We start from the raw sequence: 24,346 nt of genomic DNA, 5'->3' as shown, positions 1-24,346 counted from the left end.
GGCCGCGGCCTGACCTCAGAGCCGCGGCCTGATCGCCCCGGGCGCCCCGCCCCTTCGCGGGCGGGGCGTTCGGGAGGCGATCTCGCGGGAACGGAGGGAGGATGCCGAAGTCCGACAACCGGGTAGGACCCTCCCAGTGACCGACCTGATCACCGCGCTGCGCGACCTGCCGCTGGTCGACCACCACGTGCACGGCGTCACCGGGCACGACCTGTCGCGCACCGCGTTCGAGGAGCTCATCACCGAGTCCGACCGGCCCGTGCCCTCCTGGATGACGCAGTTCGACTCCCAGCTCGGTCACGCGATCCTGCGCCACTGCGCGCCGCTGCTCGGGCTGGAGCCGCACACCGCGCCCGAGGCGTACCTGGCCAGGCGTGCCCGGCTCGGCGCGGACGAGGTCAACCGCCGCCTGCTCGGCGCCTCCGGCGTCGGCCACTACCTGGTGGAGACCGGCTACCGGCCCGGCGAGATCCTCGGCCCGTCCGGCATGGCCGAGGTCACCGGCGCCCCGGTGGACGAGGTGGTCCGGCTGGAGGCCGTCGCCGAACAGGTCGCGGCCACCGGCGTCGACGCCGCCGGTTACGCAGGACGCTTCGCCGAGACGCTGGCCGAGCGCACCCGCACCGCCCGGGCGGTCAAGACCGTCCTGGCCTACCGGCACGGCCTCGACGCCGACCCCGAGCCGCCCACGGCCACCGAGGTGACCGAGGCGGCCGGCCGCTGGCTGGCTGGGGGCGGCGCCCGGCTGGACGACCCGGTGCTGCTGCGCCACGCCGTCTGGGCCGGGATCGAGCGCGGCCTGCCGTTGCAGATCCACACCGGGCTCGGCGACCCCGACCTGGACCTGCGGCGTTCCGACCCGCTGCTGCTGCGCGGGCTGATCGAGCGGGCCGAGCCGTCCGGGGTGCCGCTGCTGCTCCTGCACTGCTACCCGTACCACCGCCAGGCCGGCTACCTCGCGCACGCGTACCCGAACGTCTACTTCGACGTCGGCCTGGGCCTGCACTACAGCGGCGCCGCCTGCGCCGCGCTGGTGGCCGAGAGCCTGGAGGTGGCGCCGTTCGCCAAGCTGCTGTTCTCCTCCGACGCGTGGGGGCCGGCCGAGCTGCACTTCCTCGGCGCCGAGCTGTGGCGCCGGGCGATGGCCCGGGTGCTGGGCGGCTTCGTCGCCGAGGGGGAGTGGTCGGCGGCGCAGGCGGCGAGGGTGGCGGCGATGGTGGGCGCGGACAACGCCCGCCGCGTCTACGGCCTGGGGGCGCCGTGACCAGCCGCCGCGACGTCCTGCTGCGCGAGGTGCTCCGGCGCGAGCTGCACACGGCCGTGGAGCTGCGGCGCGAGCTGCACGCCGAGCCCCGGCTGTCCGGCAAGGAGGGCCCGACGCTCAAACGGGTCCTCGACGCGCTGCCCGGCGGCCAGGTGGAGCACGTCGCGGGCACCGGCGCGCTGCTGCGCGTGGGCGGCGCCGGACCGGCCGTCGGCGTGCGCGGCGAGCTGGACGGGCTGCCGATCGTCGAGCGGACCGGCGTGCCGTGGGCGTCGGTCAACGGCGCCATGCACGCCTGCGGCCACGACGTGCACCTGGCCGCCGTGGTCGCGCTCGCCCGCGCCGTCGACCGGGTGACGGACGTGCTCGGCCCCCGCGACGGCGGCGTCACGCCGCTCGTCGTCGTGCTCCAGCCGCGCGAGGAGAGCTACCCGTCCGGCGCCGCCGACATCGTCCGCTCCGGGGCGCTCGGCCGCCACCGGATCGCCGCCATGATCGGCGCGCACGTGCAGCCGGTGCTGGACGACGGCGTCATCGCCTGCACGCCCGGCGCCGTCAACGCCTCCTCCGACGAGTTCCGGGTGACGGTCAGGGGCAAGGAGGGGCACGCCGCCTACCCGCACCTGGCCCGCGACCCCGTCGTGGCGATGGCGCAGGTCATCGTGGCCGCCCAGCAGCTCGTCAGCCGGGCCGCCGACCCGATGACGCCGACCGTGGTCACCTTCGGCACCGTGCACGCCGGCACCGCGCCCAACGCCATCCCCGGCGAGGCCGTCGCCCGGGGCACGCTCCGGTCGCTGTCGCAGCCCTGGCGCGAGACCCTGCACGAGCGCTTCGCCCAGATGGCCGCCGACGTGGCCAGGGCGCACGGCTGCGAGGCCGAGGTGACGGTCCTGCCCGGCGAGCCCGTCCTGGTCAACGACGCCTCCCTGGCCGTGCGGACCGGCGAGCTGCTGCGCGCGCAGGGCCGTACGGTCACCGCCGAGCTGCGCTCGTGCGGCGCGGACGACTTCGCCCAGTACGGGGCGCTGGTGCCGTCGCTGATGATGTTCGTCGGCGTCGACACCGAGACCGGCCTGCACACGCCCGAATTCCTGCCGGACGACGCCAGCGTGGGCGCCGTCGCGGAGAGCATGCTGGCCGGCTACCTCGCCGCTGACGAAAGCACCGCCAGCCTCTAGGCTCGGCGGCGATGGACATCGAGACATTCACCCCCGGTTCCGGCCGCCTGGCTCCCAGGGCGGCTCTCCGCTCCGACGCACCCTCCCTCGACCTCAACGGCCCCTGGCGCTTCCGGCTCTCGCCGCACGCCCGCGCCGCCGACGACTTCGCCGCCCCCGGCTACGACGACTCCGGCTGGGACGAGCTGCCCGTGCCGTCGCACTGGCCGCTGCACGGCCACGGCGCGCCCGCCTACACCAACGTGTCCTATCCGTTCCCGATCGACCCGCCGCACGTGCCGTCGGAGAACCCCACCGGCGACTACCGCCGCGTCTTCGACCTGCCCGAGGGCTGGACCGGCGGGCGGCTGCGGTTCGACGGCGTCGAGTCGTACGCCAAGGTGTGGCTCAACGGGCACGAGCTCGGCTTCACCACCGGCAGCCGCCTGCCCGCCGAGTTCGACGCCGGGCCCTGGCTGCGCCCCGGGCGCAACGTGCTCGCCGTCCGGGTCCACCAGTGGTCGGCCGCCAGCTACCTGGAGGACCAGGACATGTGGTGGCTGCCCGGCATCTTCCGCGACGTGACGCTCACCCGCTCGGCCGCCGACGTGTTCGTGCACGCCTCCTACGACGACGGGCGCGGCACGCTCAGCTTCGACGGGCCCGGCCTGCTCACCGTCGCCGAGCTCGGCGTCACCGGCCTGGCCCCCGGCACCCCCGTCACGCTCGACGTCGAGCCGTGGACCGCCGAGACGCCCCGCCTGTACGACGCCGAGGTGCGGCTCGACGACGAGACCGTGCGGCTGCGCATCGGCTTCCGGACGATCTCCATCGCCGACGGCGTGCTGCTGGCCAACGGGCGGCCGCTGCTGTTCAAGGGCGTCAACCGGCACGAGTTCCACCCCGACCACGGCCGCGCCGTCCCGTACGAGACCATGCGCGAGGACGTGCTGCTGATGAAGCGGCACAACGTCAACGCCGTCCGCACCAGCCACTACCCGCCCCACCCCGACTTCCTCGACCTGTGCGACGAGCTCGGGCTGTGGGTGATCGACGAGTGCGACCTGGAGACCCACGGCTTCGGCCAGGTCGGCTGGCGCGCCAACCCCATCGACGACCCGCGCTGGGAAGAAGCCCTGCTCGACCGCATGCGCCGCACGGTGGAACGCGACAAGAACCACCCCAGCGTCGTCATGTGGTCGCTCGGCAACGAGGCGGGCACCGGCCGCAACCTCGCCGTCATGGCCGCCTGGACCCGCGAGCGCGACCCGTCCCGGCCCATCCACTACGAGGGCGACCTGTCCTGCCCGGACGTGGACGTCTACTCCCGCATGTACGCCTCCCACGCCGAGGTCGAGGCCATCGGGCGGGGCGTGGAGGAGCCGCTGGCCGACCCGGCGCTCGACGCCCGGCGGCGCGCGATGCCGTTCCTGCAGTGCGAGTACGCGCACGCGATGGGCAACGGGCCCGGCGGCCTGGCCGAATACCAGGAGCTGTTCGAACGCTACCCGAGGCTGGCCGGCGGGTTCGTCTGGGAGTGGATCGACCACGGGCTCACCCACCCGGTGCTCGGCCACGCCTACGGCGGCGACTACGGCGAGCCGGTCCACGACGGCAACTTCGTCATCGACGGCCTGCTGTTCCCCGACCGGACGCCGTCACCCGGGCTGCTGGACCTCAAGAAGGTGTACGAGCCCGTCCGGTTCGCCTTCTCGGCCGGGGCCGTGTCGATCACCTGCCTGTACGGGTTCCGCGACCTGACCGGGCTGGCCTTCTCCGCCCTGCTGGAGATCGACGGGGAGGAGGCCGCCGCGTTCGCTCTGGAGGTGCCCGCGGGCGGGGGCGAGGTGAAGATGCCCGACCTGCCCGAGGGTGACGGTGAGCGGTGGCTGACCGTGCGCGCCGTGCTGGCCCGCGACGAGGCGTGGGCGCCGGCGGGCCACGAGGTGGCGTTCGGCCAGGTCCGCCTGGGCACGGGCGGAGCCCCCTACCACGACGGCGGAGCCCCGTACCACGACGGCGGCGCCCGGCCCGCGACGGCCGCGATCTCCGCCCCGGGGTCCGTGACCGCCGCGCCCGGCGGTGAGCTGGTGCTCGGCGGCGGCGTGTTCGACCCGGTCGGCGGGCGGCTCACCCGCCTGTTCGGGATCGACGTCGAGGGGCCACGCCTGGAGCTGTGGCGGGCGCCGATCGACAACGACCGTTACAGCGACGCCGAAGGGCGCTGGCGGCGGCTCGGGCTGCACCGGCTCACCCACCGGGTCGACGCCGTCGAAACCGGCGACGGGCTGGTCGTGCGCACCCGCGTCGCGCCCGCCGCCACCGACGTCGGCCTGCGCGTCACCTACCGGTGGAGCGCCGGCGGCGACGTCCTCGGCCTCACCGTGGACGTCGAGCCCGACGGCGACTGGACCGAGCCGCTGCCCAGGCTCGGCGTGGCCCTGACCCTGCCGGCGGCCTTCGACCGCGTCACCTGGTTCGGCAGGGGGCCCGGCGAGGCGTACCCGGACACCGGGATGGCCACCCGGGTCGGCCGCTGGAGCGCCACCGTCGACGAGCTCCAGACCCCGTACGTCTACCCGCAGGAGAACGGGCAGCGCGCGGACGTGCGCTGGGCCGAGCTCACCGGGCCGGCGGCGGGCCTGCGGGTGACGGGCGACCCCGTGTTCGGGCTGACCGCCCGCCGCTGGAGCACCGCCGACCTGGACCGCGCCACCCACCTGCCCGACCTCGTGCCGGGCGACCGGGTGCACGTCCACCTGGACGCGGCCCAGCACGGCATCGGCACCGCCGCGTGCGGCCCCGGCACCCTGCCCCGCTACGAACTCAGGCCCGCCCCCACCACCTTCACCTTCACTTTCGCCCCGATCTGACCCGACCGCCCCCGGCAACGACCGCCCGGCCCGGTTCCGGAGCCGCGCCTGGCGCCGGGCGCTTCGCCCGGCCGAGGGGCCGTGGCCCGCCGGGTGCTCTCGCCCGGTCCCGGGCCGCGTCCCTGAGGGCGAGGAGGCGCCCCCTCCCCTCCCGGGAGGGGAGGGGGCGTCCCGTGGTGGCGGCGGGAGGGTCAGTCGTCCACCGTGAGGACGGTGCCGGCGCCGACCGTGAGGCCGCCCTCGCGGATGGCGAAGCCGAGCCCCGGGTCGAGCGCGACCGGCTTGCCGAGCTCGACCCTGACGTCCACCGTGTCGCCCGGCCGGACGGGCCCGGGCAGCAGCAGCTCGCCCGGCACGTCGGTCGTGCGCAGGTAGAACTGCGGCCGGTAGCCCGGCGCGACGGCCGTGCGCCGCCCGCCCTCGTCCGCCGTGAGCAGGTGGACGCGGGCGGTGAACGTGCGGTGCGCCCGCTGGTGGCCGGGGGCCGCCAGCACCATGCCGCGCCGCACCTGCTCGCGCCGGACGCCGCGCAGCAGCACGGCGGCGTTGTCGCCCGCCTCGCCCCGCTCCATCGTCCGCCCGAACGTCTCGACGCCGGTCACCACGGCCGTCAGCTCGCCGCCGAGCCCGACGGCCTCGACGGTGTCGCCGACGCGCACGGCGCCGCGCTCGATGGCGCCGGTGACGACCGTGCCCCGGCCGGTGATGGTCAGGACGTTCTCCACCGGCATGAGGAACGGCGCGTCCACGTAGCGCACCGGGACCGGCACGTGGTCGTCGACGGCCTGGAGCAGCGCCTCGACGGACGCCGTCCAGTACGGGTCGCCCTCCAGCGCGCGCAGCCCGGACACCCGCACCATCGGGGTGCCGCGGTAGCCGTGCTCGCCGAGCAGGTCCTGCAGCTCCAGCTCGACGAGGTCGGTGAGCTCCGGGTCGGCGCCGTCGGCCTTGTTGACCGCGACGACCAGGTGCTCGACGCCGACGCGCCGGGCGAGCAGCACGTGCTCCCTGGTCTGGGGCATGATGCCGTCACGCGCGGACACGACGAGGATGGCGCCGTCGAGCTGCGCCGCCCCCGTGATCATGTTCTTCACGTAGTCGGCGTGCCCGGGCATGTCCACGTGCGCGTAGTGCCGGGTCGCGGTCTCGTACTCGACGTGCGAGATGTTGATCGTGATGCCCCGGGAGTGCTCCTCCGGGGTCCGGTCGATCCGCTCGAACGGCGTGTACGTCGCCCGGCCCCGCTCGGCGAGCACCTTGGTGATCGCCGCCGTCAGCGTGGTCTTGCCGTGGTCGACGTGGCCCATCGTGCCGATGTTGAGGTGCGGCTTGGTGCGGGCGTAAGCCTGCTTCGCCATGATCCTTCCTTCTTGACGCCTGGAATCCGTGGTGACCCGTACGGGCCGCTACCTCCCCCCGCCGGGTCACACTCGGGACATACGGGAAGAGGTCAGCGCTCCAGGCCGTCGCAGGCAAGCCCGGACGCGCCCGCGGTGCGGGGCGTCGTCAGGAGGGCGTGCCGGATCATGGTGACCATGGTGAGGCAGTGAGCGTTCCCGGGCAACGGGATATTCCCTTTGGCCCGCCGTACAAGGTCGGAGCTCGCCTTCGTCGTGCAGACCGAAGAACGCGGGGCGGCGCTGGCCTAGCGTTCGCCTCATGCCCCGCCTCACGCTGGACGACCTGTTCCGCATCGCCGTACCGTCCGATCCCCAGACGCGGCCCGACGGCTCCGCGGTCGCGTACACCCTGACCACCTCCCGGCGCGAGCCGGACGAGAACCGTGCCGAGATCTGGCTCGCCGCGCCCGGCGCGGAGCCCCGGCGGCTGGCCGAGGGCTCGTGCCCGCGCTGGTCGCCGGACGGGCGCACGCTGGCGTACCTGCGCGCCGAGGGCGGGCCGCCGCAGATCTGCCTGCTGCCGATGGACGGCGGCGAGCCGGTCGCGCTGACGTCCGCGCCGCTGGGCGCGGGCGCGCCGGTGTGGTCGCCCGACGGCACCAGGATCGCGTACGCCGGCCCGCACGGCGACGTCGACCCGCACGCCCCGGTGGTGGCCGACCGGCTGGACTACAAGGCCGACGGCGCCGGGCTGCTGCGCGGCGTCACCACGCACGTGTTCGTCGTGGCAGCGGGGCAGGACGGCGGCGAGCCGGTGCGGCTGACCGAGGGTGGCTTCCACGCGGGCCAGCCGGCGTGGTCGCCGGACGGGGAGCGGCTCGCGTTCACCGCCGGGATGGAGCCCGACGGCGACCTCGACCTGTCGAGCTCCGTCTACACGGTCGAGGCGGCGGGCGGCGAGCCCAAGCGGCTCACCGGGCCCGAGATGATCGCCGTGGGCGTGTGGTGGCTCGGCGAGCGGCTGGTCGTGGCGGGGATGCGCGGGCCGGTCGCCCACACGCGGCTGTACACGGTCGGCGAGGGCGGGGCCGAGGAGCTGGAGACCGGGCTCGACCGCAACGTCATGGTGGGCGCCCCCGGCTACCCGGGCGCGGCGCCGCAGCTCGCGGGCGACCGGCTGCTGTTCGCGGCGCGCGACGCGGGCTGCACCCACCTGTACGCGCTGCCGGCGGGCGGGGGAGCGGCCGTGAAGGTCGCCGGCGGCGACGCGGTGGTGTCGGGCGCGAGCGTCGCCGGGGGCGTGATGGCGTACGTGGCGTCGACGCCGCGCAGCGCCGGGGACGTGTACCTGGCCGGCCTCCCTGCGGACGAGCCGTGCCGGACGCTGCCCGGCAGGCCGCTCACCGCGTACGCCCTGGACGGGGTGGAGCTGTTCGAGCCGGTGCGGCGCACGTTCACCGCGGCCGACGGGACGCCGGTCGAGGGCTTCGTGCTGCGGGACGAGACGCGGGACGGGCCGGGCCCGGTGCTGCTCGACGCGCACGGCGGGCCGCACAACGCGTGGGCGCCCGTCTTCGACGGCGCGCACCTCTACCACCAGGTGCTCGCCGCGAACGGCTGGACGGTCCTCACCATGAACCCGCGCGCCAGCGACGGGTACGGCGAGGCGTTCTACACGGCGGCGGCCGGGGCCTGGGGGCTGGCCGACGAGCAGGACTTCCTCGGCCCGCTCGACGACCTGATCGCCGACGGGATCGCCGACCCGGAGCGGCAGGCCGTCACCGGCTACAGCTACGGCGGCTACATGACGTGCTGGCTGTCGGCGCGCACCGGCAGGTTCAGGGCCGCCATCCCCGGCGGAGCCGTGACCGATCTGGTCAGCATGGCAGGAACCTCCGATATGGGATATTTCCTGAAAACCTTTGAATGTGGAGGTGACGTCGTCGCCCAGTCCCCGTTCACCCACGTGAGCGACGTGACGGCCCCCACCCTGATCCTCCACGGAGACGCCGACGACCGATGCCCGGTGAGCCAGGCCGAGCAGTGGTTCGGCGCGCTGCGCGAGCGGAACGTCCCCGTACGCATGGTGCGCTACCCGAACGCCTCCCACCTGTTCATTCTCAACGGACGCCCCTCACACCGCCTGGACTACAACGAGAGGATCATCGCGTGGCTGGAGCAATGGGTCACCGGTTCGCCGAGCTGATCACCCAGTACGAGGTGCCCGGCGCGGCCCTCGCCTACCTGCACGACGGCCAGGTCCACGAGTTCGCCGCCGGCGTGCTCAACGCGGACACCGGCGTGGAGGCGACCCCCGACTCGCTCTTCCAGATCGGCTCGGTCACCAAGGTGTGGACCGCGACGATGCTCATGCAGCACGTCGAGGCGGGCGCCTTCACCCTCGACACGCCCGTCGCCGAGGTGCTGCCCGAGTTCCGCGTCGCCGACGCCGAGGTGACCAAGACGGTCACGATCCGCCACCTGCTGTCGCACACCAGCGGCATCGACGGCGACCTGTTCCTCGACACCGGCCGGGGCGACGACTGCGTGGAACGCTACGTCGAGGCCTGCGCCGACCTGGTGCAGAACCACCCGCTCGGCGTCACCCAGTCCTACTGCAACTCCGGGTTCACCGTCGCCGGGCGCATCCTGGAGAAGCTCGACGGCAAGGTGTGGGACGCCGTGCTGCGCGAGCGGATCATCGAGCCGCTCGGCCTCACCCACACCTGCACGCTCCCCGAGGACGTGCTGCGCCACCGGGCCGCCATCGGCCACGTCGAGGGCGGCAAGGTCGCCCCGGTGTGGGGGCTGATGCGCTCCGCCGGACCGGCCGGGCTCATCTGCGCCCGCGCCGCCGACGTCGTCGCCTTCGGCCGCGCCCACCTGGAGGGCGGCCTGCTGGACGACCCGCAGGCCATGTGGGAGCCGCAGATCGACATCCCCAACCCGCACACGCTCGGCAAGCAGTGGGGCATCGGCTGGATCCTGGACGAGTGGGACGGCCACCGCGTCATCTCGCACGGCGGCAACACCATCGGCCAGCACGCGATGCTGTGGGTGGTGCCCAGCACCGGCACGGTCGTCGCGGTCGTGGCGAACGGCGGCCACAGCGGCGCGTTCACCCACGCCGTCGCCACCGAGCTGTTCGCCGAGCTCGACGGCATCACCGTGCCGCCGACGCTCGGCCCGCCCGCGACACCGGTCGAGGTCGACGCGTCCCGCTACGCGGGCGTCTACGAGCGCGCCGGCGCCCGGATGACGATCAGCGAGCGGGAGGGCGGCCTCCAGCTGCGCATCGAGGCCACCGGCCCGCTCGCCGAGCTGCAGGAGCCGGTCGAGCTCGGCCTGGTCCCCGTCGACGCGACCACGTTCGTCGGCCGCCGCGACGGCGACCCCGACTGGATGTCCGCGGTGTTCTACGAACTCCCCGACGGATCCCCGTACGTGCACCTGGGGGCCAGGGCGACCCCCAAGGTGAGCTGAGCGGTGCGGGAGATGCTCGCGGGCGCGCGCGGTTTCGTGCACGCCCGCGACATCGACGGCGACGCCGAGTTCGGTCTCGACCCGGACGAGCCGGTGGTCCTCGCCTCCGTGTTCAAGATCGCGGTGGCGCTGGAGTACGCCCGCCAGGCCGCGGCGGGCGAGCTGTCGCGCACCGAGCGGCTGACCGTCACCGCCGCCGACAAGGACGGCGGCATCGGCACCTCCGGCTGCGCCGACGACGTCTCGCTCACGCTGCGCGACCTGGCCCACTTCATGCTGACGATGAGCGACAACGCCGCCACCGACGTGCTGCTGCGCCGGGTCGGCCTGGACCGGGTGCACGCCACGCTCGCCGGTCTCGGCCTGCGCCGGACCCGGCTGATCGGCGGCTGCGCCGAGCTGTTCGCCCAGGTGGTGGCCGAGCTGGGCACGATCGACACCGACGGCATGCCGCGCGAGCGGATCGAGCCGCTGGCCGTGCGCGACCCGGAGCGCACCACGTCCAGCACCCCCCGCGAGACGACCGCGCTGCTGGCGGCCATCTGGCGGGACGAGGCCGGCCCGCCCGAGGCGTGCGCCGAGGTGCGCACGATCATGGGCAACCAGATCTGGCCGCACCGCCTGGCCGCCGGGTTCGGCGACGAGGTGCGCGTCTCCGGCAAGACGGGCACCCTGTGGGGAATCCGCAACGAGGCGGGCGTCGTGGAGTACCCCGACGGGGGCCGCTACGCCGTCGCCGTCTTCCTGCGCACCACCAGTCTCGGCGGCCGCGACCCGGAGGCCGACGCCGCCATCGGCCGCGCCGCCCGCCACGCGGTGGACCGGTTGCGCGGGCGATGACGAACGCCGCCTATGGTGTGTGGATGACCACCCGCCCACGTGCCAGCCTGCGGCGGATCCTGGACGACCTCGGCAGCACCGTGCTCGACGTCGCCGCCGCGCCCGGCGACCTCGACGCCGAGGTCACCGGCGTGCACATCCACGACCCGCTCGACGAGCCGCACGTGCCGCCGGGCGGGATCGTGCTGGCCGTCGGCATCCACGGCGCGGCCGGCATCCGCGCGCTGCTGGAGTCCGTGCCGGCCGCGGCCGGCGTGGTGGTCAAGCTGCCCGTCGACGTGGACGACGGCGTCCGGGCGGCGGTCGCCGAGACCGGGGTCGCCGTCCTCGGGCTCACCCGGGCCGCCTCCTGGGCGCAGGTCGCCGCGCTGCTGCGCTCGCTGCTGGCCGAGGGCGACCTGGCTGAGGCGGGGGAGGAGGCGCAGGGCGACCTGTTCTCGCTGGCCAACGCCGTGTGCGCGCTCCTCGACGCGCCCGTCACGATCGAGGACCGCTCCTCGCGGGTGCTGGCCTACTCCGGCCGCCAGGACGAGGCCGACCCCGGCCGTGTCGAGACCGTGCTCGGCCGCCAGGTGCCCGAGCGCTACCAGCGCATGCTCGACGAGCGCGGCCTGATCAAGCAGCTCTACCAGAGCCGCGACCCCATCTACATGGAGCTGCCCGGCGACAGCATCAACCGGGCCGCCGTCGCCGTCCGGTCCGGGGACGAGATCCTCGGCTCGATCTGGGCGGCCGTGCACGAGCCGCTGACCGAGCAGCGCCAGCGGGCGCTCGCCGACGCCGCCAAGATCGTCGCGCTGCGGCTGCTGCGCGAGCGGGCCGGCGCCGACACCCAGCGCCGCCTGCGCGCCGACCTGCTGTCCACCGTGCTCGCCGGCGGCGCCGACGCCGCCGAGGCCGCGGGCCGGCTCGGCGTCGCCACCCAGCGGCTGTGCGTGCTGGCCGCCCAGCTCACCGGCGAGCCCGAGGGCGACCCGGCACGCGGCGAGAGCGACCGGCAGCGCTTCTGCGACGCGCTCGCCCTGCACGTGGCCACCATCCACCCCAAGGCCGCCGCCGCGCTCGTCGGCTCCGTCGCCTACGCCGTCCTGCCGCTCAACCCCGGCGGCGAGGAGGAGGCCCGCGCCGTCCGCATCGCGCGCAGCTTCCTGGCCAGGGTCGGCCCGCGCCACCCCGCCAACGTCGGCGTCGGCCGGCTGGCCGGCACGCTCGCCCAGGTGGCCAGGTCCCGCGCCGACGCCGACCGGGCGCTGCGCGTGCTGCGCTCGCGCGGCGCCTCCGGCGAGGCCGCCGGCTACGCCGACGTCCACTTCGAGTCGCTGCTGCTCCAGGTCGCCGACGTGGTCAACGCCGAGGAGCAGACCCCCACCGGCCCCTACCAGCGGCTGCTCGCCCACGACCGCGAGCACGGCAGCGAGCTCGTCGCCACCCTGCGCGCCTACCTCGACGCCTTCGGCGACGTCAACGCCGCCTCCGCCCGGGTGCACGTGCACACCAACACCTTCCGCTACCGGCTCAAGCGGCTCGTCGAGATCAGCGGCCTCGACCTGACCGACCCCGACGCCCGGCTCACCGTCATGCTGCAGATGCGGATCTTCGGCCCCTAGCACGACGCCGCCCGTACATTTCGTCGCAGGGAACGAAGAACGCGCGCCGGTGAGCGGACAGGGTGAGGCATCACCCCCAGACTCCCGGAGTCACCATGAGAAAAGCAGCAGCGGCCGCCGCACTGGCCCTGTTCGCCACCGCCTGCGGCGGCGCCCCCGAGACCGCGCCCGCCGGGGGCGGCGGCACCTTCACCTTCGCCATCCCCGCCGACCCCGGGGTGCTCGACCCCGCCACCGCCGTGCTGTCGGCCACGAACTCGTTGCTCGTCTTCGCCTACGACACGCTCGTCAACGTCGGCGAGAAGGGCGAGATCATCCCCGGGCTGGCCGAGAAGTGGGAGGTGAAACCCGACTCCGTCACCTTCACCCTGCGCAAGGACGTCACCTGCTCCGACGGCTCCAAGCTCACCCCGGCCCAGGTCGCCGCGAACGTCAACCACATCGCCGACCCCGCCACCAAGTCGCCCGTCTACGGCGTCCTGCTGCCCACCGGGATGAAGGCCGAGGCCGACGACGCCGCGGGCACCGTCACGCTGTCCATGCCCGAGCCGTACGGGTTCATCCTGGAGACCACCCGCAACCTGTTCATCGTCTGCGGCAAGGGCGTCGAGGACCGGTCCGTGCTGGCCCGCGGCACCTCAGGCTCCGGCCCGTTCGTGCTCACCGAGGCCGCGCCCGGCGACCACTACACCTTCGAGCCGCGCCGCGAGTACGCCTGGGGGCCCGGCGGCGCCACCGGCAAGGACCTGCCCGACAAGGTCGTCCTCAAGGTCGTGCCGAACGAGCAGACCGCCGCCAACCTGCTCGTCGCCGGCAGCATCAACGGCGCCACCTTCTTCGGCCCCGACCGCGCCCGCATGGAGTCCACGCCCGGCCTCGGCAAGCTCACGCCGCCCGGCGGCAACGGCCAGTTCCTCTTCCACCAGGGCGACGGCCGGCCCACCGAGGACGTGGCCGTGCGCAAGGCACTCACCCAGGCGCTCAACCTCCAGGAGCTGGCCGGCATCGCCTCCAGCGGCACCGGCAGGCCCGTCACCGGGCTCGTCATCGACCCGCGCCCCTGCCCCGGCGACAGCGTCACCGGCCACCTGCCCGCCTTCGACGCCGCCGCGGCCGCCGCCGCGCTCGACGCCGCCGGCTGGAAGGCCGGCCCCGACGGCACCCGCGCCAAGGACGGCGAGAAGCTGAGCCTGCGCGTGCTGTACGCGACCACCCGCGGGCCCGGCGTGCAGGCCGCCGTCGAGTACATGGCCGCCGCCTGGAAGAAGATCGGTGTCGACGTCAAGCTCAACGGCGTCCTGGACACCAAGCTGTCGGAGTCGCTCAACGCCACCCAGGACTGGGACGTGGTCTGGCTGCCGATCACCGTCACCCTGCCCTCCCAGCTCATCGGGTTCCTGTCCGGCCCCGCCGCGCCCAAGGGCGCCAACTTCGCGCACCTGTCCAACGACCGCTACGAGGAGCTCGTCGCCAAGGCCATGCCGGTGCCCGGCGCCGAGGGCTGCAAGTCGTGGCTGGAGGCGGAGTCCGCGCTGTTCGACAACGTCGACCTGGTGCCCGTCGTGGAGAACACGCTGCTCGTCGCCACCAAGGGCGCCACGTTCGCCTTCGATGCCGGGGCGCTGGTGCCCACGTCGATCCGCGTCACGGGGACCTGAGTGTCACGCCTTGTGCTGAGGAGGCTCGTCCGGTTCGCCGTGTCGCTCGCGGTGCTCGTCGTGGCCGCGTTCGCGATGATCCACCTGATCCCCGGCGACCCCGTGCGGGCCTCGCTCGGCCCGGCCGCCCCGGTCGAGCTGATCGAGGCCCGCCGGGCCGCGCTCGGCCTCGACCAGCCGCTGCCCGCCCAGTTCGCCGCCTACGTCGCCGGGCTGTTCTCCGGCGACCTCGGCACCTCGTTCCTCACCGGCGAGCCCGTCGCCGAGGTGATCGCCACCCGCCTGCCGAACACGGTGGGCCTGGCGCTGATCGCCACCGCGGTCGCGCTGCTGGCCGCGGTGCCGCTCGGCATGTGGGCGGCCGTCCGCACCGAGAACGGCCGCAACCGCGGCACCGAGGCCGCGTTCGGCTCGGTGACCGGCACCGCCGTCGCCGTCCCCGAGTTCCTGTACGCGATCGCCCTCGTCACCGTCTTCGCCATCGGCCTCGGCGTGCTGCCGCCCGCCGGTAAGGAGGGCGCCGTCTCGTACGTGCTGCCCGTGCTCGCGCTGGCCATCGGCCCCACCGCCACGATCGCGCGCATCGCCAGGGTCGAGACGCTGCGCGCGCTCGGCACCGACTACGTCCGCCTGGCCCGGGCCAAACGGCTGCCGGCCGCCCGGCTGCACCTGCGGCACGTGCTGCCCAACACGCTCACCGCCACCCTCACGCTCGGCGGCCTGATGCTGAGCGCGCTCATCGCGGGCAGCGTGCTCGTCGAGTACGTCTTCGCCTGGCCCGGCCTCGGCATGAAGATCGTCGAGTCGATCACGCAGAAGGACTACCCGGTCGCCCAGGGCGTCATCCTCGTCTACGGCGCGATCGTGCTGCTCGTCAACCTCCTCGTCGACCTGGCGCTCGGCGTCCTCGACCCCACCTCTTCGATCAAGGAGTCGTGATGTTCCGCACCCCCGCGGCCGTCGCGGGCGCCGTCCTGGTCGCCGCCATGGTGGTGCTGGCCGTCATCGGGCCGCCCATCTGGGGGGAGGCCGCCGAGCACATCGACGCCGGCGCCATCCTCCAGGGCTCCTCGGCCGCCCACCCGCTCGGCACCGACAACCTCGGCCGCGACCTGCTCGCCCGGGTGCTCGTCGCCGGCCGCTACTCGCTGCTGCTCGCGCTGGCCGCCGCCCTCATCGGCGCCACCGCCGGGATCGTGCTCGGCGCGCTGCCGTCGGTGCTGCCCGCCCGCCCCGCCCGCCTGGTCACCGGCGCCGTCAACGCGCTCGTCGCCTTCCCCGGGCTGCTGCTGGCCATGTTCACCGCGGTCGTCGCCGGGCTCGGCGCGCGCGGCGCGGTCCTCGGCATCGGCGCCGCCATCGCGCCCGGCTTCGCCCGCCTCACCCAGACGCTCGCCGCCTCCGTCGCCGGGGCCGACTACGTCTCTGCCGCCCGCATGCTCGGCGTGCCGCGCCGCCGCATCCTGGCCAGGCACGTGCTGCCCAACATCGCCGAACCGCTCATCCTCCACCTCACCCAGGCGCTCGGCGGCGCGCTGCTCGGCCTGGCCGGCATGTCGTTCCTCGGCCTCGGCGTGCAGCCTCCCTCGTTCGACTGGGGACGGCTGCTGTTCGACGGGTTCGGCCGCATCTACGTCACGCCGGAGGTCGCGCTCGGGCCCGCGCTGGCCGTCGCGCTGGCTGGCATCGGCTTCAACCTGCTCGGCGACGCCCTGGCCAGAGGCGCCGCGCGCACCTCCGCGCCCCGGACGAAGGCCGTGGCGCCCGAGAGCGCCGACCCCGGCGAGCCCGAACCGGGCGCCGTGCTCGACGTGCGGGACCTGACCGTCACCTTCCCCGGCGGCGTCACGCCCGTGCGCGGCGTGTCGCTGAGCGCCGCCCCCGGCGAGATCGTCGGCCTGGTCGGCGAGTCCGGCAGCGGCAAGTCGCTCACCGCCGCCGCCATCGGCGGCCTCGTCCCCTACCCCGGCGTCGTCGGCCACGCCCGGCTGCGGCTGGACGGCCGCGACGTCGCCGGCCTCAGCCGCAAGGAGCTCGGCACCTCGCTCGCCATGGTCTTCCAGGACCCGATGGCCTCGCTCAACCCCGCGCTCAAGGTCGGCGGCCAGCTCGCCGAGGTCGCCGTCGTCCACCAGGGCGCCACCCGCGCCGAGGCCCGCGCCCGCGCCGTCGACCGGCTCGGCCACGTGCACCTGCCCGAGCCCGGACGCCAGGCCCGCAGGCACCCGCACGAGCTGTCCGGCGGCATGCGCCAGCGCGCCGTCATCGCCATGGGTCTCATGGGCACGCCCCGCCTGATCATCGCCGACGAGCCCACGACCGCGCTCGACGTCACCGTGCAGCGGCAGATCCTGCGGCTGCTGCGCGAGGTCACCGAGGAGACCGGGTCGGCCGTGCTGTTCATCTCCCACGACATCGCCGTCGTCGGCGAGCTGTGCGACCGCGTCGTCGTCATGTACGCCGGCCGCGTCGTCGAGGAACTGCCCGCCGACCGGCTCACCGACGGCGCCCACCCCTACACGCGGGCGCTCATCGCCTCGCTGCCCGACATGGACACCGACCGGTCGCTGCCGCTGGCCAGCATCCCCGGCCGCCAGCCCGCCCCCGCCGAGGTCGGCGACGGGTGCGCGTTCGCCCCCCGCTGCCCGCTCGCCACCGGCGCGTGCGCGGCCGGGCGCCCCCCGCTCGTCGAGCACGGCCCCGCCCACCGGGTCGCCTGCTGGGAGGTCACATGCACATCGACGGCCTGACCGTGCGCTTCGGCGCCTTCACCGCGGTCGACTCCGTCACCCTGGAGGTGCCGCCCGGCCGCATCGTCGGCCTCGTCGGCGAGTCGGGCAGCGGCAAGTCGTCGCTGGCCAAGGCCGTGTGCGGGCTCGTCCCGCACACCGGCAGCGTCACCGGCGCCTCCCGCGTCCAGATGGTCTTCCAGGATCCGTACGCCTCCCTCGACCCGCGCATGCGCGTGGGCGAGTCGGTCGCCGAGGCGCTGCTGCGGATGCCCAGGCAGGCCAGGGCCGCCGAGGTGGAACGGCTGCTCGGCCTGGTGTCGCTGCCCGCCGAGGCGGCCGGCCGCTACCCGCGCGAGCTGTCGGGCGGCCAGCGGCAGCGCGTCGCCATCGCCCGCGCCCTCGGCGCCGAGCCCGACCTGCTGGTGGCCGACGAGATCACCAGCGCCCTGGACGTCTCCGTGCAGGGCGCGGTGCTCAACCTGGTCCGCTCGCTGCGCGACCGGCTCGGCCTGCCGATCCTGTTCATCTCGCACAACCTGGCCGTGGTCCGGTACGTGTGCGACGAGGTCGCCGTCATGCACCGGGGCCGGCTCGTCGAGCACGGCCCCACCGAGGACGTCGTCGGCTCGCCCGGCCAGGACTACACCCGCACCCTCCTGGAGGCGGTGCCCCGCCTGCGCCGCTGAGCCCGCGAAACGGGCAGGGCCGCCTTCGCACCGGAAGGCGGCCCTGCCGCTGCTGCCGTCTCGCTACAGCGGGATCCACTCCGTGGCCGTGGTGACCTCGTCCAGGATCGCCGGGACCGGCTCCACCCCCAGACCGGGGCCGGTCGGCACGTCCAGGTGGCCGTCACGCAGCTCGAACGGCTCGGTGACGTCCGTGGCGTAGTAGCGGCGCGAGCCGGAGGTGTCGCCCGGCAGCGTGAAGCCCGGCAGCGCGGCCAGCGCCACGTTCGCGGCCCGGCCCAGCCCGGTCTCCAGCATGCCGCCGCACCACACGGCGACGCCGTTGGCCCGGCACAGGTCGTGGATGCGGCGCGCCTCCAGGTAGCCGCCGATCCGGCCCGGCTTGACGTTGATGATCGAGCAGGAGCCGAGCGCGATCGCCGCCGCCGCATGCTCGGCCGACTCGATCGACTCGTCCAGGCAGATCGGCGTGCGCAGCTGCCTGGCGAGCTTGGCGTGCTGGACGAAGTCGTCGTTGGCCAGCGGCTGCTCGATCAGCAGCAGCCCGAAGTCGTCCAGCTTGGCGAGCTGGCGGGCGTCGACGAGCGTGTAGGCGGCGTTGGCGTCGACCTGGAGCAGCAGGTCGTCGCCGAAGCGCTCGCGCACCGCGCGGACCGGCTCCACGTCCCAGCCGGGCTCGATCTTGAGCTTGATCCGCACGTAGCCCTCGTCCAGGTAGCCCTCGACCGCGTCGAGGAGCTGCGGCACCGAGTCCATGATGCCGACCGACACCCCGCACGGCACCCGGTCGCGGGCCGCGCCGAGATACTGGCCGAACGACTCGCCCGACGCCCGGAGCTGCGCGTCCAGCACCGCGGTCTCGACGGCCGCCTTGGCCATCCGGTGCCCCTTGACGTGCTCCATCGCCCGGCCGGCCGACTGGGCGTCCAGCGTCGCGGGCAGCGCCGGCAGCAGGAAGCGGCGGATCACCTCGGCCGCGCCGTCGACGTACTCGGAGGAGTAGAGCGGCTCCGACATGGCCACGCACTCGCCCCAGCCCTCGGCCTCCGGCGTCACCACCCGGACCAGCAGCACGTCCCGGGCCGTCTCGGTGCCGAACGAGGTGCGGAACGGCGCCACCAGGGGCATCGCGATCCGGCGCAGCTCTACTCCTGTGATCTTCACGCTCTCTCCACTACATAGAACGATTTATCGTGAAACCCCGTGACCTTGCGGCCCTCGGACAGCATCTCGCCCAGCGTGTCCCGTACGGCGTGCCGCCACGCCTTGGCCGTTCCCGGGTCGGCGCCCCGCAACCGCTCGACGTCCTCCGGCACCGCCACCAGCACCGTCGCCGCGTCGGCCCGGCCGGGCACCGGCCGGCCGCCCTCGTCCGCCAGCGCCACCACCGCGTCCGCCGGCACCCGCGCCGGCGCCACCCGGCCGCCCTCCAGCGCGCGCACGTGCGGCGCGGTCAGCGGCCACGCCGCCAGCACCCGGTCCGACTCGTCGCCCTGGTTGATGGCGTCGCCCATCACCCCGTAGAAGGCCGGCAGGTACTCCTGCGGCATGGCGCCCAGCTTGGCCAGGTTGAAGTGCGCGTTGCGGCGCACCAGCGGGTCGAACGTCCAGGTGATGCGCTCCACGCCGCGCTCCAGGGCCCAGCGCCGCTGGTGCAGCTTCAGCGCGAAACCCGTGCCCGGGGCCCGGGACACTCCGGTGATGTGCGAGTGCAGCGTCGCGCCCGCGCCGAAGAACGCGACCGACGCGCCCGCCAGCCGCTCGCCGTCGAAGGCGCCCGCCACGTAGTTGCCCGCGTGCGCCAGCGCCCGCATCAGCTCGACGGTGATCGGCCGGCCGGCCGGCTCGAACTGCCAGATGTCCTCGAACAGCGCCATGACCTGCTTGAACTCCGCGATGTCGTGGAGCTCCCTGATGGCGATCAAGCTGTCGGCCCTCTCCCTGGATCGGATGTCACCGCGACCGTACTTCGCGGCGGGGCCGAACGGATTCGTGCCAGAGCACCAAGACCGCGCCGACCTTCGTCCAGCCGTCCTATGGGAGCCGGGAACCTCGCCGGGGGTCAGCGGTCGAGGACGAGCAGGGGCTGCGGGCCGGCCGTCAGGAGCGCCGCGCCCTGCGCCGTGCAGGCCGCCACGTCCGCCACCCGGGCGCCGAACAGGTCCGGCACGTAGATGGCCGGCTCGACGCAGAGCACCATCCCCGGCTCCAGCGCGGTGTCCTCGCCCGGCCGCAGCCGGGGTCCCTCGTCGTGGCCCAGGCCGAGCCCCCGCCCGGCCGACGGGGCGGCGAAGTGGCCGTAGCCGCTGCCCTCGATCACCGCCCGGGCGGCGGCGGCCACCGACCCGGCCGGGGCGGCGGGCCGTACCGCGGCCAGGGCCGCGCGGTGCGCGGCGAGCACCACCGAGTACATGGCCTCGAAGTCCTCGGGCGGCTCGGCGACGGCGAACACCCGCGCGGCCTCCGCGCACCAGCCGTCCCAGCGCCCGCACACCGACACCAGCAGCGCGTCCCCCGGATTGATCACCCGCTCGCCCGGCAGGTGCGCGGGCCTGGCGGTGTGCTCGCCCGCCGACACCCGCACCGACAGCGCCTCCTCGCAGCCGCCCTCCAGCAGCAGCAGCCGCAGCCGGGCGGCCATCTCCCGCTCGGTCGCGCCGAACCAGGCCAGCTCCCGCGCCTGCGCCAGCACCGCCTCGGCCGCGCCGGCCGCCGCCGCGACCGCCTCCACCTCGGCCGGGTGCTTGCGCAGCCGCAGCGGCGCCAGCACGGCCGCCGCCGGGACCAGCTCGGCCTCGATCGCCAGCCCGAACAGCTCCCGCACCCGCATCTCCGGGTCCACGCCCACCCGCCGAGCCCCCGCGGGCACGTGCGGCGCGGGGTCGGCGGTCTCGACGGCCGCGTCCGCCGTCACCACGAGGAACGCCCCGCCGCGCCCGCCCAGGAACCGGAAGTCCGGCGACGGCCGCAGCACCAGGGCGTCGATCTCGGATCCGGTCATGGCGGCCCGCACCTGGGCCAGCCGCGCCGGGTCTTCGGGAATGCCCGTCACCACGGCCTCCGTATCACGCCTTCTCGGGCCGCCCGGCCGCCGCCGGGGCCGGTGGGCCGTCGTCGGCGTGCAGCCAGCAGGCCACCGGGCCGAACGTGGGATCCTTGACCCGGCACACGTCCATCACGTGCGGGCAGCGCGGATGGAAGCGGCAGCCGGCCGGCGGGTCCGCCGGGTCCGGCACGTCGCCCGGCAGCTCGGCGGGCAGCACGCCCAGGCCGTCGGGCGCGGGGATCGCCTCCAGCAGCGCCCGCGTGTAGGGATGGCGGGGGTTCGCCCACACCTCGGCGGTGTCGCCGGACTCGACGATCCGGCCCAGGTACATGACCGCGATCCGGTCGGCGATCAGCCGCACCACCGACAGGTCGTGGCTGATGAACAGCAGCCCCGCCCCCGACTCCACCGCCAGGTCGCGCATGAGGGTGGCGACCTGCGCCTGCGCCGAGGCGTCCAGCGCGGAGATCGGCTCGTCACCGATGAGCAGCCTCGGCCGGGCGGCCAGCGCCCGGGCGATCGCGATGCGCTGCCGCTGCCCGCCGGAGAACTCGTGCGGGTGCCGCCGCTCGAAGTCGCGCGGCAGCCCGACGCGTTCCAGCAGGTCGGCGGGCCGGGTGGTGGTGTCGCCCGAGGTGCGCAGCCCGTCGGCGATCTGGTCGCCGACCCGGCGGCGCGGGTTCAGCGACGCGTACGGGTCCTGGAACACCATCTGGATGCCGGTCAGCCTGCGCCGCCGCAGCCCGAGCGGGGTGACGGCCTGGCCCTCGAAGGAGATGCCGCCCGAGGTGATCGGGTTCAGCCCGCACACGGCCCTGGCCAGCGTGGACTTGCCGCAGCCGGACTCGCCGACGAGGCCGACGACCTCGCCGGCGCGCACCTCCAGGCTGGCCCCGGCCACGGCGCGGACCACCGGCCGGCCGGGGGAGCGGTGCTCGACGACCAGGTCGTCGATGGTCAGCAGGCTCATCGGCCCCCCTCGTCGATCTGCGCGTCCGGCAGCGAATCCAGCAGGGATCGGGTGTACGGGTGCGACGGCTCGCGCAGCACCCGGCCCCGCGGCCCGGTCTCGACGACCAGGCCGTCCTTCATCACGCTCACCTCGTCGGCGACCGCCGACATCACGCCCAGGTCGTGCGTGACCAGCAGCACCGCCAGGCCCAGCTCGTCGCAGAGCCCGCGCAGCAGCCGCAGCACGCCCGCCTGCACGGTCACGTCCAGCGCGGTCGTCGGCTCGTCGGCGATGAGCACCCGGGGCGAGCAGGCCAGCGCCACCGCGATCGCGATGCGCTGCCGCATCCCGCCGGAGAACTGGTGCGGGTAGCGCCCGACGGCCTCCTCCGCGCCCGGGATGCGCACCTTGCCGAGCAGCTCGACGGCCCTGGCCCGCGCCTCCTGCTTGCCGAGGCCCAGGTGGTGGCGCATGTGCTCGGTGAGCTGCCTGCCGATCGTGAGCATCGGGTGCAGGCTCGTCGCGGGGTCCTGGAAGACCATCGCGACCTCGCCGCCGCGTACCTTGTTCAGCTCGGCGGGCGGCATCGTGAGCAGTTCCCGGCCGCCGAGCGTGACGCTTCCCGAGGTACGCGAGCCGTGCGGCAGCAGGCCGAGCACGGCCAGCCCGGTCATCGTCTTGCCCGAGCCGCTCTCCCCGGCCAGGCCGTGCACCCGGCCCTCCTGGAGCGTGAGGTCGACGCCGCGCAGCACCTCCTTGCCGCCGATCGACACCTTCAGGCCGGTGATGTCCAGCGTCACAGGGCACGCTCCTTGATGGCGCGGGCGGTGCGGGGGTCGAGGGCGTCGCGCAGCGTGTCGCCGAGGAAGTTGAACGCCAGCACCACGGTCAGGATGGCCAGGCCCGGGAAGGCCGCCACCCACCAGCTGTCGAACACCTCCATGCCGGAGGCCACCATCGAGCCCCACTCGGGCGACGGCGGCTTGGCGCCCAGCCCCAGGAACGACAGGCCCGACAGCAGCAGCAGCGCGGTGCCGATGTCCAGCGTGGCCAGCACCAGGATGGGGCCGGTCACGTTCGGGAGCACGTCCACGCGCAGCGAGCGCCACGCGGAGAAGCCGAGCAGCCGCCCGCTGAGCACGAACTCGCGCTCGCGCACGCCGAGCACCAGGCCGCGGGTGACGCGGGCGTAGGCGGGCCAGGCGACGACGAGCACGGCCAGGACCGCGTTGGTGAGGCTCGCGCCGAGCGCCGCCGCGACCACCATGGCCAGGATGACCGTCGGGAACGCGAACACCAGGTCCGCGACCCGCATGATCGTCTCGTCCACCCATTTGCCGAAATATCCAGCGCAGGCGCCGAGGAGGCCGCCGATCAGCACCGACAGCGCCACCAGCAGCAGCGTCAGCGGGATCGACACCCGCGCCCCGTATAGCACCCGGCTCAGGATGTCGCGCCCGAGCTGATCGGTCCCGAACCAGTGGTCCGGGCCGGGCGGGGCCAGCCGGGGGAGCTCCTGGGCGAGCGGGTCGTGCGGCGCCAGCAGCGGTGCCGCCACGGCGATCACCACCCAGGCGAGCGCGATCACCACGCCCACGACGGCCAGCGGCTGCCGCCAGGCCTCGGGCAGGCGCCGCAGCAGCCCCTTGCGGGCCAGCGGGTCCCGTCTCATTGCAGCCTCACTCGGGGGTCGATCACGCCGTACAGCACGTCCACGATCAGGTTGATGACGAGGTAGACCACGCCCACCACGAACCCGACGCCCATGACGGCGGGCAGGTCGAGCGTGGTGGCGCTCTTGTAGGCGTACTGGCCGATGCCCGGCCAGGCGAAGATCGCCTCCACCAGCACGGTCCCCGACAGCAGGCTGCCGAACGCCAGCCCCGCCACCGTGATGACCGGCACCAGCGCCGAGCGGAGCACGTACCGGAACAGGACCGTGCGGCCCGGCAGGCCCTTGGCCCGAGCGGCGCGCACGTAGTCCTGGCCCAGCACCTCCAGCACCGCCGAGCGGGTGAAGCGGGTCAGCAGCCCGATCGTGTAGAGCGCCAGCACCAGCGCCGGCGTGACCAGGTGGCCGACGGCGGAGACGAACACGTCCCACCGGCCGGCGATCAGCGCGTCCACCGTCTGCAGCCCGGTCACGCCGGGCGCCAGGCCGAGCGCCGGGTCGACCCGGCCGCTGCCCGGCGTGATCTGCAGCCGGTAGAAGAACACGTAGAACGCCACCAGCGCCAGCCAGAACGTCGGCACCGAGATGCCGATCAGGCTCAGCACGCGCAGCACGTGGTCCGGCAGCCGGTCGCGGCGCAGCGCGGCCACCACGCCGAACGCCACGCCGAGCACCAGCGACACCAGGATGGCCGCGCCGGCCAGCTCCAGCGTCGCCGGCACGAACTCGGCCAGGTCCTGGGCGACCGGCCGGTGGCTCTGCTGGCTGGTGCCCAGGTCGCCCTGGAGCATGCCCTGGAGGTGCAGCCAGTACTGCTCCCACAGCGGCTTGTCCAGGCCGTGCTCGGCCCGCCACTGCGCGACGATGGCCGGGTCGTTCATCGCCCGCTGGCCCAGGTTGGCCGCCACCGGGTCGCCGGGCACCAGGTTCGTCAACACGAACGTCACCACCGTGATGCCCCAGGCCAGCAGGATCGCGGTGAGCACCCGCCGGATGAGGAACCGCGCCAGCGGCGGCATGGTCCAGGCCATCG

Annotated in this window: 19 protein-coding genes; 11 read left to right on the top strand and 8 right to left on the bottom strand. The window is 74.6% G+C overall.

Annotated features, from left to right (window positions below; translation table 11 throughout):
- Positions 1–136: 136 nt before the first annotated feature.
- The 3 genes from ACWDXC_RS21325 to ACWDXC_RS21315 are packed head-to-tail and all read left to right on the top strand — an operon-like array spanning position 137 to position 5,297.
- Positions 137–1,264 carry an amidohydrolase family protein gene (locus ACWDXC_RS21325; RefSeq protein ID WP_449984495.1) on the top strand — a complete coding sequence of 376 codons (1,128 nt, stop codon included), beginning with the start codon at positions 137–139 and terminating at the stop codon, positions 1,262–1,264.
- Positions 1,261–2,445, top strand: coding sequence for a M20 metallopeptidase family protein (locus ACWDXC_RS21320; RefSeq protein ID WP_449984492.1), 1,185 nt, complete (start codon positions 1,261–1,263; stop codon positions 2,443–2,445). The genes ACWDXC_RS21325 and ACWDXC_RS21320 overlap by 4 nt, the downstream gene beginning before the upstream one ends.
- 11 nt (positions 2,446–2,456) lie before the next feature.
- Positions 2,457–5,297: a glycoside hydrolase family 2 TIM barrel-domain containing protein gene (locus ACWDXC_RS21315; RefSeq protein ID WP_449984489.1), complete on the top strand. Its 2,841-nt coding sequence runs from the start codon at positions 2,457–2,459 to the stop codon at positions 5,295–5,297.
- Positions 5,298–5,488: 191 nt separating this feature from the next.
- Here ACWDXC_RS21315 and tuf read toward each other — a convergent pair whose 3' ends face one another.
- Positions 5,489–6,655, bottom strand: a complete 1,167-nt coding sequence (gene tuf, locus ACWDXC_RS21310) for an elongation factor Tu (protein WP_449984487.1) — start codon at positions 6,653–6,655, stop codon at positions 5,489–5,491.
- 301 nt (positions 6,656–6,956) lie between these two features.
- Between tuf and ACWDXC_RS21305 the strand changes: the two genes are divergently transcribed.
- From ACWDXC_RS21305 to ACWDXC_RS21270, 8 genes are all read left to right on the top strand, one after another.
- Positions 6,957–8,843 (top strand): S9 family peptidase, encoded by a 1,887-nt coding sequence (locus ACWDXC_RS21305; protein WP_449984485.1) that lies wholly within the window; start codon positions 6,957–6,959, stop codon positions 8,841–8,843.
- Positions 8,807–10,120 carry a serine hydrolase gene (locus ACWDXC_RS21300; RefSeq protein WP_308126187.1) on the top strand — a complete coding sequence of 438 codons (1,314 nt, stop codon included), beginning with the start codon at positions 8,807–8,809 and terminating at the stop codon, positions 10,118–10,120. The genes ACWDXC_RS21305 and ACWDXC_RS21300 overlap by 37 nt, the downstream gene beginning before the upstream one ends.
- 12 nt (positions 10,121–10,132) lie before the next feature.
- On the top strand, positions 10,133–10,960 hold the full coding sequence (locus ACWDXC_RS21295; protein ID WP_219517738.1) for a serine hydrolase: 828 nt from the start codon (positions 10,133–10,135) through the stop codon (positions 10,958–10,960).
- 23 nt (positions 10,961–10,983) lie between these two features.
- Positions 10,984–12,567 (top strand): PucR family transcriptional regulator, encoded by a 1,584-nt coding sequence (locus tag ACWDXC_RS21290; protein ID WP_246646769.1) that lies wholly within the window; start codon positions 10,984–10,986, stop codon positions 12,565–12,567.
- Positions 12,568–12,662: 95 nt separating this feature from the next.
- Positions 12,663–14,225 carry an ABC transporter substrate-binding protein gene (locus ACWDXC_RS21285; protein ID WP_449984482.1) on the top strand — a complete coding sequence of 521 codons (1,563 nt, stop codon included), beginning with the start codon at positions 12,663–12,665 and terminating at the stop codon, positions 14,223–14,225.
- Complete coding sequence (locus tag ACWDXC_RS21280; protein ID WP_219517728.1) at positions 14,226–15,164, top strand: ABC transporter permease; 939 nt, start codon at positions 14,226–14,228, stop codon at positions 15,162–15,164.
- Complete coding sequence (locus ACWDXC_RS21275; protein ID WP_449984478.1) at positions 15,164–16,975, top strand: dipeptide/oligopeptide/nickel ABC transporter permease/ATP-binding protein; 1,812 nt, start codon at positions 15,164–15,166, stop codon at positions 16,973–16,975. The genes ACWDXC_RS21280 and ACWDXC_RS21275 overlap by 1 nt, the downstream gene beginning before the upstream one ends.
- Complete coding sequence (locus ACWDXC_RS21270; protein WP_357588398.1) at positions 16,957–17,643, top strand: ABC transporter ATP-binding protein; 687 nt, start codon at positions 16,957–16,959, stop codon at positions 17,641–17,643. Before ACWDXC_RS21275 ends, ACWDXC_RS21270 begins: the two co-directional genes overlap by 19 nt.
- Positions 17,644–17,706: 63 nt before the next feature.
- Here the strand turns inward: ACWDXC_RS21270 and menC are convergent, their stop codons facing one another.
- From menC to ACWDXC_RS21235, 7 genes are all read right to left on the bottom strand, one after another.
- The gene (gene menC, locus ACWDXC_RS21265; RefSeq protein WP_449984475.1) at positions 17,707–18,807 is read right to left on the bottom strand and encodes an o-succinylbenzoate synthase; all 1,101 of its coding nucleotides are present in this window, start codon (positions 18,805–18,807) and stop codon (positions 17,707–17,709) included.
- Positions 18,804–19,568: a GNAT family N-acetyltransferase gene (locus tag ACWDXC_RS21260; RefSeq protein WP_364179578.1), complete on the bottom strand. Its 765-nt coding sequence runs from the start codon at positions 19,566–19,568 to the stop codon at positions 18,804–18,806. Before ACWDXC_RS21260 ends, menC begins: the two co-directional genes overlap by 4 nt.
- Before the next feature lie 137 nt (positions 19,569–19,705).
- On the bottom strand, positions 19,706–20,695 hold the full coding sequence (locus ACWDXC_RS21255) for a M24 family metallopeptidase (protein WP_449984472.1): 990 nt from the start codon (positions 20,693–20,695) through the stop codon (positions 19,706–19,708).
- 13 nt (positions 20,696–20,708) lie between these two features.
- Positions 20,709–21,659: an ABC transporter ATP-binding protein gene (locus ACWDXC_RS21250; protein ID WP_449984470.1), complete on the bottom strand. Its 951-nt coding sequence runs from the start codon at positions 21,657–21,659 to the stop codon at positions 20,709–20,711.
- Positions 21,656–22,441, bottom strand: a complete 786-nt coding sequence (locus tag ACWDXC_RS21245; protein WP_449984467.1) for an ABC transporter ATP-binding protein — start codon at positions 22,439–22,441, stop codon at positions 21,656–21,658. The genes ACWDXC_RS21250 and ACWDXC_RS21245 overlap by 4 nt, the downstream gene beginning before the upstream one ends.
- Positions 22,438–23,313, bottom strand: coding sequence for an ABC transporter permease (locus ACWDXC_RS21240; RefSeq protein WP_449984464.1), 876 nt, complete (start codon positions 23,311–23,313; stop codon positions 22,438–22,440). Before ACWDXC_RS21240 ends, ACWDXC_RS21245 begins: the two co-directional genes overlap by 4 nt.
- Positions 23,310–24,344, bottom strand: a complete 1,035-nt coding sequence (locus ACWDXC_RS21235; RefSeq protein WP_219517720.1) for an ABC transporter permease — start codon at positions 24,342–24,344, stop codon at positions 23,310–23,312. The genes ACWDXC_RS21240 and ACWDXC_RS21235 overlap by 4 nt, the downstream gene beginning before the upstream one ends.
- Positions 24,345–24,346: the final 2 nt, after the last annotated feature.

Source organism: Nonomuraea sp. NPDC003214 (assembly GCF_053590035.1).
Note: the sequence above shows the minus strand (reverse complement) of the source record. Positions and strands in the feature narration are given on the sequence as shown.